This window comes from Brevibacillus laterosporus (genome assembly GCA_007833815.1).
Lineage (GTDB): Bacteria > Bacillota > Bacilli > Brevibacillales > Brevibacillaceae > Brevibacillus_B > Brevibacillus_B laterosporus_D.
Genome location: CP033464.1, coordinates 5,253,352 through 5,268,133 on the forward strand (window position 1 = coordinate 5,253,352; position 14,782 = coordinate 5,268,133).

The window sequence follows — 14,782 nt, forward strand, 5'->3', positions numbered from 1 at the left end:
TAAACAGTGTTTTAAACTTTGTTTAATTACATAATAGCAGTGTTACCTCAGCAAATCAATTTGTTTTTTTCCATTGTTTACAAAAAAAACCCCGACGGTTGTCGGGGCTATCCACTTGAAACCTATTCGTCAGCTAAAGTAGTTAAACCGTGAATTGGTTCTCATGTTTTCGGGAACGGATTTTTTGCAAAATCACATCAATACTTTCCATATTTTTCGAAATATACGGTTCGTCCATCATATCCATATGCGATCCGTGTCCTTTATATTCTGTAAAGCTAACAGTCGTTGTATCTTTCCACGAAGCTTGTTCAAACCATAATTCGACCTGTTCGGATTGTTGAGCGCGAATGAAATGAATATCTGCATGTATACATTCCGTGTTCGTTAATAGATTAAAATATTTTCTATAGGACTTGTATCTTTGACCAGCTTTATCTTTTAATAACGTAACGTCCAATTTCTGTTTGACAGCGAATTCGTCAATTACTTGTTGAACTTCTCTATCGATCTCATCATCTGCTTGAATCATGATCTCGTCTTTTCTAATAGAATCTATCAAAATAAGATCCGAGACTTCATGATCTAAATTCTCCAAGGCTTTCGCCACTTCAAAGGCAACATTCCCTCCCGCCGAGTATCCTACAAGAACAAACGGACCTTCCGGCTGAATTTCCAATATGTGATTGATATAGTGCTCAATCAGGTTTTCCTCATGGACAAAATTAAATGAATATACCGTTGCTTGTTCATTTAATAATTCCGCTATTCTTTTATAAATATAGCCTAATCCAATAATCGGTGGGAAACAGAAGAGATTTGTATGTCCTTCCTGATTCATGACTGTTACGGATTTTTCAAAATTAGCATTCGTTTCCGATACTAACATTTGTTTGGCCATATCTTTGATCGTTTGGGCTTCAAAAACAAATGGGATTTCGATCGACAATTCCGCGTAAATTTTACTAATGACTTGAATCATGCGCAGAGAATGTCCGCCGATTTCGTAAAAATTATCGTGAATCCCTACATGCTCCAGACCCAGAACATCTTGCCAAATGCGTACAAGCTCTGCTTCCATCCTTGTCATCGGAGTCACAATCTCCCTGCCTGTGTCCAAGAGGTTGTCCATCTCCAGTAGCTTTCTGTAATTCACCTTCCTATTGGATGTAAGCGGCATTTCATCCAAACGAACAAAGTACGAAGGCATCATATAACTTGGTAAATTTTTCGCTAACGCACTCCTTATATCCGTCACGGTCAGCCCATTTTCGATGATAACATAGGCGTAAAGCTCCTTTTGTCCCTCTAGGTTATCCCGGACGACCACCGCCGCTTGCTTCACTCCCGGATCTTTAAGCAGCTGAGACACAATTTCTCCGGTTTCAATCCGGTGTCCCCTTACTTTCACCTGATTATCGGCCCGGCCCAAATATTCGATGGTCCCATCTGGAAGCCATCTCGCAAAATCACCTGTTTTGAACATCCGTTTTCCCAAAGCAAACGAGTTAGCCACGAATTTTTCTGCTGTCAGTTCCGACCGGTTCAAATACCCTCTGGCCAGACTGTCGCCTGCGATAAACAGCTCTCCGACTACGCCCACAGGCTGGAGTTGTCTATGTTTGTTCAGGATATACACTGCCGTATTGGAGATGGGCTTTCCTAAAGATACCCGGGTATGCTCTTCACATTCGCCAGCGATAACTTCGATGGTCGTTTCCGTAGGACCGTAATGATTGTGAAGCTCGTATCCTTTTCTCACTATTTTATCTTTTAACGAATCATCGAGCTGTTCGCCCCCGCAAATCAGGATGTTTAAGCAAGCGATTTTATCTTCGTCCGCCAGCAACTCTTGCATCAGCACCGGGGAAATATTCAAAACGTTGATTTCGTTTGCAGTGATATAGTCCAACAAATATTGTTTATTCCATATCGTATCTTTCCTGATGCAGTGCAATGTAGCGCCGTTAAGCAGCGTGCCGAAAATTTGCTCCACACTGGGATCGAACGTATATTCTGCCATCAATATCATTTTATGATTCATTCGTTCAAAAAACTTGTCGCTGAACCAGCAAACGATATTGACCACGCTTTGGTGTTCGATCATAACCCCTTTAGGCTGACCCGTCGTGCCCGAGGTATATAGGATATAGATTAAATTGTTCGGACAAACGATTGGCTCCAGATTCGAACCGTCTTCAACAGTGGCGTGCGTGTCGTCCAGCACGACGAGCTTGCCGGCAAAAGAGACACGTTCCCGCAAATGGCTTTGTAGCAATAACAATTTTGCACCCGAGTCCTCTATCATGTAGCGTATTCGCTCCTCCGGATACTCCGGATTGATCGGTACATATGCGCCTCCAGCTTTTAAAATCGCCAGGATACCGACAATCATCTCTAGGGAACGTTCCACTATGATCCCGACCGCCTGATCCGGCCCTACGCCTTCTGCTCGTAGCGTCCGAGCCAATCGGTTTGCTTTCTCGTTCAGTTCCCGGTACGTCAGCTGTTTGTTTTCAAACACAACAGCCACCTGATGGGGCACCTTCTCCACCTGCTCTTCGAATAACTGATGAATCGTCTTCTCCCTCGGATAGTTCGCTGCCGTATTGCCCCATACTTCTAAAATCTGAGTCTTCTCTTCCTCAGTAAGTAGCTCAATTTCTTTTACGGCAATCTGCGGGTTGTTGACGATTTGTTCCATGATATGAACGAGATGCCCACCAATTCGCTTCACGCTCGCTTGATCATACACACACGCATTGTATTCCAAACGAATCCCTATCTCTGTGCCGGGCACGACAATTAGGTTAAAGTCATAGTTCGTTTGCTCAACCGTATCTACATTCACGATCTCAAAGCTTGTCGAACTGTTGCTTCCCAATTGCTCCATCTGCTGCTGCACAGGGTAGTTTTCAAACACCATAATGTGGTTAATCAAGCTCTGTTTTTGTTCGGTTTGTGCCTGAATCTCATACAACGGATACGTATCGTATTCATGGGATGCCAAAGCTTGCTTCTGAATCTTTCTCATCACTTCCGCAACGGTGGCCTCATCCTCACAGCGGATCCGTACCGGAATTGTATTAATAAACAAACCGATGATGTTTTCAATCCCTTGGACTTCTGTTGGTCTTCCTGATACGACGCTTCCAAATACGACATCCTGATTGTCGTTATATTTTTGCAACAGAATGCCCCATGCAGTTTGCATCAACGTATTTACTGTCACCTTCTGCTGCTTCGCTACCTGATTTATCCGCTGACTAAGTTGCTCGCTAAGAGAGCAGATTCGTTTCTCCAAAACGAACCCGGCCGCCTTTCTCTGAGGCTCCGCTTTCCCCAGAATCGTCTGGTGTTCATATCCTTCCAAGTAGTCGTTCCAATACCTTGAAGCCGCTTCGCCATCTTGTTTCTCCAGCCACTCGATATATGAACTATAGGGCCTTACCGGGGCAAGTTCAGGTTGGCTTTGTTTCTGATAGGCAAAGTAGATTTCGAACACTTCTTTGGCAACGAGTGACAAGCACCAGCCATCCATCAGGATATGGTGGAAACTCCAGAGAAAACGGTAGGTTTCGTCTCCCGTACGCAAAATGAATACCCGCATAAGCGCATCTTGAGCTAACTCAAATCCCCTAGCCTTGTCTCCGCTCGTCAAGGTCACAATATACGACTCACACTGTTCCCCATTCATCTCGCGAAGGTCTTCATACAAAAATTCAGCACACTTTTTCCGATATACTACTTGTACCGGTTGTTCTTTCCACCCGCTGTAAAAGTTCGTTCGCAACACTTCATTCCGCTGCACCAATACGTTCAAACTCTTTTCAAATGCTATCGCATCAAAAGTTCCCTGTAGAGTAAACGTCGTTTGCTCAAAGTAGGCTCCCAACTGAGGATTCACCAGGCTGTGAAACAGCATTCCCTTCTGCATAGGAGTTAAGGTGTACACATTTTCGATCTCTCCTGCGTGTCTGGTCTGCTCCGTTAACTGCTCCAGTTCCTCCACGGTCAATCCCTTCAACAAGACATCGCTTGGCGTCAGTTCTGTCCGCTCTTTCGCCACGCAGTGTACGATCACTTCCTGAAGACTCGCCCTTAGTAACCCCGCCAGTTGCTCGATCGTTTCTCTTCGATATTCTTTGCCGCTGTAGCTGATCGTCAGGGACAGTTCCCCGCCCGTAATCATGCCGTTCAAATCCAGTACATAGGACCTTGCCTTATTTTTGCTGACGGTTTCGCCGATCGAATAAGGCGATATCTGCATCGCATTGTTCCGCAAGTCCTGGTCAAACTGTCCCAAATAATTAAAGCTGATCTCTGGCTCTACTCCGAATCGGATATCCCGATGTTCGGACAAATACCTTAGGATGCCGTAACCGATTCCTTTTTGCGGGATCTGGCGCAAGTCCTCCTTCACCCTCTTGATCCGGTAAGACATATCCTTTCCTGCCCTCATCTCCAACACGACAGGGTACTGGCTCGTAAACCATCCCACAGTGCGTGTGATGTCCAGGTTCGGGATGATGGATTCCCTTCCATGCCCTTCCAGGTTCACTAAGACTTGATCCATACCCGTCCAGGTGTGGATCGCCATGCCCAAGGCAGTTAACAACAGGTCGTTCATTTCTGTGTTATACGCCCAGTGCGCTTGTTTCAGCAGTTGTTCCGTTTCCTCCCGAGTCCACTGTACCGTAATGCTTTCATTATCCCGAACCCGCGCATCGTCCTGTTCATAATCCCTAGGAAGCGGATTGTTTTCGATCTGTGCGATGTACTTCCAAAAATCCCGTTCGTTCTCCATCGCTTGGCTGTTGGCATAGGCCGACAACTGCTCCGCCCATGATCGGAAGGAATCGGTTTTTTCCGGAAACCGGATGTCTTGCCCGTTCACGGCTTGTTCATAGCCTGCTGCTATATCTTCAAACAAGATTCGCCACGAAACCCCGTCTACCGCCAAATGGTGAATCGCGATCAGCAGGTGATCCCCTTCGGCGCATTGGAACAAGCCTAGCTTCATCAAGGGTCCTTCACTGATATCGATACTACTTTGGATCTCGTTTGCTATGGCTTCAATCTTTTGGGCGCAGTCAATCTCTTCACGAAGGTTAAGCACTTCAAAGTCGAACAGCTCGCCTTCTTCCATCCCTCGATTCCATGCCTTATATCCACTTTCGGTCTGGCGAAATACCATACGCAAGGCATCATGATGCACCGTAATCTTCTGCATCACCTTACGCAGCGAGGTTTCATCGAATCCCTCTTTTCGGTAAAGCATCACAGCTTGGTTAAAATGATGCGGATCGGCGAACTTTTGCTCGAAGAACCAGCTTTGAATTGGCGTAAGTCTCGCCTCACCTTTCACTTCTCCCTGATCCGCAATTCTACTGACTGGTTGGACATGTTGGCTGAGCTCTGTAACGGTAGGATACTTGAACAAGTCCTTCAATTCCAGCTTGTAGCCTTCTTGATACAGCCTCGAAGAAATCTGGAGCGATTTGATAGAGTCGCCCCCAAGATCGAAGTAATTATCCAGGACCCCGATCGGTTGGGATCCCAATACCGCCTGCCAAATCGAAATCAAGGTCTTCTCTACCGACGTTTGGGGTGCCACGTATTCCGTTCCAGTTTGCATGCTTCCTCCCGGAGCAGGCAGCGCCTTGCGGTCGAGCTTTCCGTTCATCGTTAACGGCATCCGCTCCAATTGTACAAAGTACGATGGAATCATATAGCTCGGCATCTCCTGAGATAACGCTCCCCTCAGTTCGCTTACCGTAAGCTCCCGATCTGCCACGAAATACGCGCACAGCGCCTTCTGTCCGATTCCGTCCTCCCATGCGACGACGACCGCTTCCCGTACGGATTCCGCTTTCAGCAACTGCACTTCCACTTCGCCAAGCTCGATACGATAGCCACGGATTTTCACCTGATGGTCGATCCGCCCCAGATATTCGATGTTGCCGTCCGACATCCATCTCGCCAAGTCTCCCGTCCGGTACATCCTCTCGCTGGGCAGAAACGGATTGTTCACGAACTTCTCCGCCGTCAGTTCAGGACGATTCAAATAACCTCTTGCCAGCCCAGCTCCGGCGATGCACAGTTCCCCGGCCACACCGATCGGCTGCTGTTGATTTTGTGGATTAACGATATAAATCTGCGTATTGTCAATCGGTTTTCCGATCGGGATGCTCGTAAAAGTTTCTCCTGCCAGACAATCAAAATACGTCACATCCACAGTCGCTTCCGTCGGTCCGTACAGGTTTATCATTTGCGCTTTGTTCACCGGGGCAATGAACCGGTGGAATCCGGCAACCTGCGAAGTGGTTAACGCTTCACCACTCGCAAACACACGCCGTAGCGAAGCGAGTTTGTGCCTCCGTTCCTGGTACGGCCGTTGCTGTGTATATTCCAGAAAAGCATGTAGCATAGACGGAACAAAATGCATTGTGGTGATGTTTTGTTCCGTAATCGTATCTAAAATGACTGCCGGGTTCTTTTCCCCTCCGACGGGAAGCAAGCATACTTTGGCGCCTGTGAGCGCCCACCAGAACAGTTCCCACACGGACACGTCAAACGTAATTGCGGTTTTTTGCAAAATCGTATCTGTTTCATCAATCGGATATTTCTTTTGCATCCACAGCAAGCGATTGATCACCGAACCGTGTTCTACCATAACTCCTTTGGGTTTGCCCGTTGTTCCCGAAGTATAGATGACATACGCCATGTCTTTGGCCCCGGTGACCGACTCTAGGTTAGAGCCGTCTTCGCTGTAGGCCCCGGCATCATCCAGCTCTACGGATTTCCCCGCAAACGACGCTCGTTGCCGCAGATGTCCTTGCAACAAAAGCAGCTTCGCTCCCGAATCCTCCAGCATGTAGCTGATGCGTTCCTCTGGATATTCCGGATCAATCGGCACATACGCGCCACCGGCTTTCAGGATTCCGAAGATCCCGACGATCATCTCCAGGGAACGCTCGACCATGATGCCGACGGGTTCGTCTGCCTGTAATCCTTCCGCCCGTAGCGTTCGCGCCAGCCTGTTAGCTTGCTCATTCAGCTCGTGGTATGTTAACTGTCCGCCTTCACCAACAACCGCCACTTGCTCCGGCGTACGCTCCGCCTGTTCTTCAAACAGCTCGTGGATCGTCTTCTCCCGCGGATAGTCCGCCGCCGTATCGCCCCATACCTCTAGAATCTGTACTTTCTCTTGCGGCGTAATGATTTCAACAGACGAGAGTTTTGTCTGCGGATCGCCCACAATGACGTCGATGAACTGGACGAAATGCTTCGCCATCCGTTCGATGGTCTCACGTTTGTACAGCGCTGTGGCGTATTCCATGCTGCATACGATGGTTTCCGCAACCTCTGCCCCGTTTAAAGTAAGGTCAAATTTAGCCACGGAATATTCGCTTGGATACGGTTTAAGCTGCAAACCCTCGATGTCCAGTTCCCCCTGCTCCACGTTTTGCAGCACGAACATGGCGTCGAATACCGGATTACGGCTTAAATCGCGCGGCACATCCAGTTTTTCCACCAACTCCTCAAACGGGTATTCCGCATGCTCGTACGCCTGTAGCGCCGTTTGTTTCATTTCTTGCAAATACGCCTCGAACGTTTTCTCCCCGTCAGGAAAGGAGCGCAGCGCCACGGTGTTCACGAACATCCCCAGCACACGTTCCAAATCGGCGTGTTGCCGGCCCGCTATTGGAGAACCGACAACAATCTCGCTTTGCCCGCTGTACCTGCTTAAGAAGGCACTGTAGGCGGCCAACAGCACCATGTACAGTGTCGATCCGTGTTCTCTGGCTACTCGGTGCAGTTCTCGGGTCATCTCTGCATCCAATGTAAAGCCGACCTGCTCCCCTTTGAAGCTCTTCACCGCAGGGCGCGGGTAATCCGTCGGCAGCTCCAATACCGGCAGCTCTCCAGACATCTTCTCCAGCCAGTACCGCTCCTGTGCTTTGTACCGCCCGCTCTGCATCCAATCTTGCTGCCATACCGCGTAATCCTTATACTGGATCCGCAGTGGCGGTAGCTCCTCTCCTTCGTAGAGCTTCGCGAATTCTTCCACCAGCACGTTCATCGACACGCCGTCGGAGATGATATGGTGCATATCGAACAGAAGCATATATCGGTCTTCCTTTATGCGTAGCAATGCTACGCGCAGCAACGGCGCCCGGGACAAATCGAACGGGCGGACAAACGCACGGATAAACGCCTCTGCTTCGTTCTCATCCGTCTGTAGAAAGCTTATCTCCGCCTCCGCATGCTGATGAATCCGTTGTACGGGCGCGCCGTTCACGAGCATAAAGGAGGTCCGCAGCGCTTCATGTCGACCGACAAGCTGCGCTATCGTCTGCTCAAAGCGTTCCCGTTCTAGCGAGCCTTCGACCAGCAGGGCGGCCGGCATGTTGTAGCCTTGTTCGGTTCCTTCCAGTTGCTGAAGGATGTACAGCCTCTTTTGCGCTGAAGAAACCGGATAGGTGTCCCGATCCCCGGCAGGCTGGATGGAAGCGTGAGCGTTCTTTTCCATTCCCGACATGACGATGGCCAAGCCTTCGATCGTCGGGAACTGGAACACTTCCCGTAGCGGCACCTCGATCTGAAGCTGCTGGTGGATGCGGGCGATGAGCGAGGTCGCTTTCAGCGAGTGGCCTCCAAGCTCGAAGAAGTTGTCTCGCACTCCGATGCGCTCTACGCCCAAAACAGCTTGCCAGATGCCGGTAAGTTGTTCTTCCAGCTGGCTACGCGGCGCGATATATTCCCGCCCCGTCTCCAGGCTCCCTTCCGGCTCCGGTAGCGCCTTGCGATCCACTTTCCCGTTTGATGTCAATGGCATGGTTTCCAGCCGCACGAAATAGGAAGGGACCATGTACTCGGGCAGTGCTTCCGACACATGTTTTCGCAAATCCGCTACTTGTAGCGCTACCCCCGGCGCTACATAATAAGCGCACAGTGAGCGTGTTCCGTGGCGATCCTCTCTGTCGACAACGACAGCCTCCTTGATTCCGTTATAAGTTACGAGCCTGTCTTCGATTTCCCACAGTTCAATGCGGAAGCCCCGGATTTTGACCTGATAGTCGATCCGTCCCAAATACTCAATCTCCCCGTTAGGAAGCCATCTGGCTTGATCACCCGTTCTATACATGTTCTCTCCGGGAATGAATGGATTGGCTACAAATTTTTGTGCTGTTAATTCTGCATCATGTAAGTATCCCCGCGCCAATCCCCGACCCGAAATATAGAGTTCTCCTGCAATACCCAACGGCTGTATCTCATGATGTTTACCGAGAATGTACACGCTGGTGTTGGCAATCGGCATTCCGATCGTAATCAACTCGGGCGTGCCCTTTATTTGGAGCGAGCTTGTGATAACGCTATTTTCAGTTGGGCCGTACTCATTTACGATTTCAATATACGGATTGAACGCGCGGATCGTTTCCACCAATACTTTGCTGACTTTTTCACCGGCGACGACCATATTGCGCACCGACTGCAAATCTTCCGCGGACATACCTTCGAGCAAAGCCGAGTAAAAACTCGGAGGACTTTGCAAATGGGTGATTTTATTCTCTCGAATGACCCGTTTGATCCAAAGTGGATCTTTCCCTTCTTGTTCTTTTAAAAAGTACACCGTTGCGCCGGAAACAATAGGGGCAAAAAAGTGTGTGACAAAAGAATCGAATACGAACGGATTCAACATCAAAACCCGAGCGTCCCGATAATCGTATGCCGTTACTTTCCACTGAATCGTGTTGAGAATACCCCGATGCTCGATCATGACTCCCTTAGGTTTGCCCGTCGTGCCCGATGTGTAAATCAAATAAGCGAGATTATGTGAATCGGGATACACATTCACATTATCGATCCTTTGCTGCGCAATGGTTGAATCGTCAAAATATAGGGCAGGCACATCAGTGATTGGACCCAATTGCTTACGGGTAACCACCAGTTCGGCGCCACTGTTCGACAGCATATAGTGAATGCGTTCCTGCGGATATTCTGGGTCTATAGGCAAGTAAGCACCGCCCGCTTTCAAAATACCAAGAATGCCCACGATCATTTCCAAAGAGCGTTCGACCATCAGCCCGACGACGCTTTCGGGTCGAACAGCTTTGGTGCGAAGCGTTCTTGCCAATTGGTTCGCCTGTTCGTTCAGTTCTCGGTAAGTGAGCCTTTGATCTTCAAACACGACGGCAATATGATCTGGCGTTTTTTCGGCCTGCTCCTCAAACAGCCGATGGATTGTTGTATCTTTCGCATACTCTGATGCAGTATCGTTGAACTGTACCAATAGCTGCCTTTTCTCCGCCTCGCTCAGCATCTCTAGCTTGCTTAACTCCATTTTAGGGGCTTCCACAATCGCTTTAAGCAACTGGGTAAAATGCCTCGTCCAGCGCTGGATTGTTTCCCTGCTGAACAGTGCCGTACTGTACTCCAGGCTACACTCGATTACGTCCCCCTCTTCCACCGCCTGCAGCGTAAGATCGAACTTGGCCGTAGCCTGGGGCATCGAATACGGAATTACCCATAAATCCTTCGTTTGCAGCGTTTGCCGTTCCGTATTTTGCAGCACGAACATGGCGTCGAACACTGGATTGCGGCTTAAATCGCGCGGCATATCTAGTTTTTCCACCAACTCCTCAAACGGGTAGTCCGCATGCTCGTACGCCTGTAGCGCCGTTTGTTTTACCTCTTGTAAATACGCCTCGAACGTTTTCTCTCCGTCAGGGAAGGAGCGCAGCGCCACGGTGTTCACGAACATCCCCATCACGCGTTCCAAATCTGCGTGCGGCCGGCCAGCTATCGGAGAACCAATCACAATCTCGCTTTGCCCACTGTACCTGCTTAAGAAGGCACTGTAGGCGGCCAACAGCACCATGTACAGCGTAGATCCGCGTTCTTTGGCCATGCGGTGCAGCCCCCGGGTCATCTCTGCATCCAATGTAAAGCCGACCTGCTCCCCTTTGAAGCTCTTCACCGCAGGGCGCGGGTAATCCGTCGGTAGCTCCAGCACCGGCAGCTCCCCCGACATCTGCTCCAGCCAGTACCGCTCCTGTGCTTTATACCGCCCGCTCTGCATCCAATCTTGTTGCCATACCGCATAATCCTTATACTGAATCCGCAACGGTTGTAGCTCCTCTTCTTCGTAGAGCTTCGCGAATTCTTCCACTAGCACGTTCATCGACACGCCGTCGGAGATGATATGGTGCATATCAAACAGAAGCATGTGCCGATCTTCCTTTATACGTAGCAATGCTACGCGCAGTAGCGGCGCCCGAGACAAATCGAACGAGCGGACAAACGTGCGGATATACACCTCCACTTCGCTCTCATTCGTCTCCAGAAAGCTCACCTCCGCCTGCGCATGCTGATGAATCCGCTGTACGGGCGCGCCGTTCACGAGCACAAAGGAGGTTCGCAGCGCTTCATGTCGACCGACAAGCTGCGCTACCGTCTGCTCGAAGCGTTCCCGTTCTAGCTGCCCTTCGACCAGCAGGGCGGCCGGCATGTTGTAGCCTTGTTCGGCTCCTTCTAGTTGCTGGAGAATGTACAGTCGCTTTTGCGCTGAAGAAACTGGATAGGTGTCCCGCTCTTCCGCAGGATGGATGGATGCGTGGACGTTCTTTTCCATTCCAGCCATGACGCGGGCTAAGCCTTCAATCGTCGGGAACTGGAATACTTCTCGTAACGGTACCTCTACCTGAAGCTGCTGGTGGATGCGGGCGACGAGCGCGGTCGCTTTCAGCGAGTGACCTCCCAGCTCGAAGAAGTTGTCTCGTACGCCGATGCGCTCTACACCCAGAACAGCTTGCCAGATACCGGCAAGTTGTTCTTCCGGCAGGCTTCGTGGTGCGATATATTCACGTCCCGTCCCCATGCTTCCTTCTGGCTCTGGCAGCGCCTTGCGATCCACTTTCCCGTTTGACGTCAACGGCATGCAATCCAGCCGCACGAAATAGGAAGGAATCATATAGCCCGGCAATGTTTGGGACAACTGCTTCCGCACATCTAAAATCTCCAGTTCCTCTTCTGTCACAAAATAAGCCGACAGATAATAGTTCCCTTCTTGATCCTGACGCGCCATCACCACAGCTTCCTTTAATAAAGGAATTTGAAGCAGTCTAGCCTCAATTTCTCCCAGCTCGATCCGGTTTCCGCGGATTTTCACCTGATGATCGATCCGGCCCAAATACTCGATGTTTCCATCCGGTAGCCATCTCGCCAAATCTCCCGTCCGGTACATACACTCGCCTGGAACGAACGGATTAGCCACAAACTTCTCCTCGGTCAGGTCTGGACGATGCAAATACCCTCTCGCCACGCCGACTCCAGCAATGCACAGTTCGCCGGGCATACCGATTCCCTGCATTCGGCCTTGCCGATTCACAATATACAACCGGATGTTATCGATCGGCTTGCCGATTGGAATCTGCGTAATCGTCTCGTCCATCGGACAATCGTAGAAGCTTACATCAACGGTCGCCTCGGTCGGACCGTACAAGTTATGCAACGTCGTGCCATTCACTTGATAAAGTAGCTCTCTGAACCGCTCCCCATGCTTGGCGTGCAAAGCTTCTCCGCTCGTAAACACGCGCCGCAGACAGCACAAGCGGTTCGCTTCTTGGCGCAGCGCTACCGATTCGAGAAAAACATGAAGCATGGAAGGCACAAAATGCATCGTCGTTACTTGGTGGCGCTCTATAGCTTGGACGATGGTTCTAGGGTCTTTCTCCCCTCCAGGAGGCAACAGACATACTTTAGCCCCAGTCCAAGACCACCAAAATAGCTCCCACACAGAAACATCAAAAGAAATTGGCGTTTTTTGTAGGATGACATCTTGTTCCTCCAATGGATACCGTTTTTGCATCCAGAGAAGACGGTTCACAACGCTGTGATGCTCCACCATGACTCCCTTTGGATTGCCTGTGGAACCGGAAGTGTAAATGATGTAAGCCAAATTTCCAGAAAAAGATATAGGCTCTAGGTTACTGCCATCGCCCTCGCACAGTTCCTGTGCGTCCAAACTGAGAGCGGTACCTGAAAATTCGACACGCTCCTTTAAAGATTGTGAAAGCAGCAGCATGGACGTGCCACTATCTTTTAACAAATACTCGATGCGTTCCTGCGGGTAGCTCGGATCTATAGGCAGATAGGCTCCACCTGCTTTTAAAATCCCGAAAATTCCAATCATCATTTCCAGAGAACGTTCAATCATCAAACCAACGATGCTGCCTGCTTGTACTCCCTTGGCGCGAAGCACTCTAGCCAGCCGGTTAGCCCGTTCGTTCAGCTCTAGGTACGTTAGCTTCCCATCTTCCGACACAACCGCAATATGATCCGGTGTTTTCCTCACCTGTTCCTCAAACAGTTGAGGAATTGTTGCATCCTTCGGGTACTCCGCCACAGTGTCGTTAAACTCCACCAATAATTGACGTTCTTCAGATTTCGTCATTAAATCGATATCTTCTGCCTTCATATCCGGTTGCTCAAGCACAGCCTTGGCTGCTTGCATCAGTTGGTCTGCTACCCTTTGCATGCTTTCATTGTCGTACTGGTTGGCGTTATAGCAAAACTTAATCAGCACTTCTTCGGCAGGTTCTACGATAATCGTCAGATCATAGTTGGTTTTTTCGATGGTAGAAACATTTTTTATCGAAAAACCCACGCTTTTTGCCTGTTCCATTTCTCGCTGAAGAGGAAAATTTTCAAATACCATAATGTGATGAATTAGTTCTTGTTTGAGTCTCGACTCCGCCTGAATTTCATACAACGGGGAGTAACTGTAAGCCTCGGATGCAACGCTTTTCTTTTGAATCTGCCGTACCCATTGAGAGAATGGAAGCTGTTCTGCTTGAATGCGAACCGGTATCGTGTTGATAAACAACCCGACCATGCTTTCGATTCCATGAATTTCGGCAGGCCTTCCCGAGACAACCGAGCCGAACACAACATCGTCCGTATCATTGTATCGTTGGAGCAAAAGGCCCCAAAGGGCTTGAAAAACAGTGTTCAAGGTGACATGATTCTCCTTCGCCAGTTGAACAAGCCCCTGGGTAACTTCCCGATCCAGCAATAATCGGACTTCCCCCGGCCGATAGCCTTCTTCGGCACCTTTCCTGCCCGAAAATGGAAGCTCCGCTTGCTGTTCATAATCTTGCAAATGCGTTTTCCAATACTGCAACGCTTCTTTTTTGTCGCGTTTGCCCAGCCACTTGATGTACGAGCTGTAAGGCTGCGTTTTTTCCAGCAAAATCGGGCGATTGTGCAGCAAAGCCTTGTAACATTCGAATAGAGCGTCAATAATGATACCTCGGCACCAACCGTCCATAATGATATGATGGTAGCTCCAAACGAATCTGTAGCTTTGCTCGCCTACCCTAAATATTGACATCCGCAGCAAAACATCCTTAGATATATCGAACCCTTTTACCTTATCATCGGCCTTGAATTGCTCTATAAAAGGGCCGATACCCGACGCTGGCAAATGGGAAATATCCTCAAAATGAATGTGAGAATCTCTTTTCTTTAGTACAACTTGACGGGGCTTGGCAACGTTCTGATATATAAAAATCGTTCGGAGAATATCGTAGTGAGCGATTACCTTGTTCATAGCCTCTTGCAGACATTCCACATCAACATGGCCTTCTACCGTAAAATCGAACTGTTCGAAATAAGCGTTAGAATGGTGGTTCATGATGGAGTGAAACAAAATCCCTTCCTGCATAGGAGACAACGGAAAAATATCTTGAATGTCTGCTGTATTCATTATGGAACG

The 14,782-nt window shown here is 49.3% G+C and carries 1 protein-coding gene; it reads right to left on the minus strand.

The genetic code is table 11. The annotated features are described in order from the left end of the window. Positions 1–142 precede the first annotated feature (142 nt). The gene (locus tag EEL30_25845) at positions 143–14,773 is read right to left on the minus strand and encodes an amino acid adenylation domain-containing protein (protein ID QDX95399.1); all 14,631 of its coding nucleotides are present in this window, start codon (positions 14,771–14,773) and stop codon (positions 143–145) included. Between the last annotated feature and the right edge of the window lie 9 nt (positions 14,774–14,782).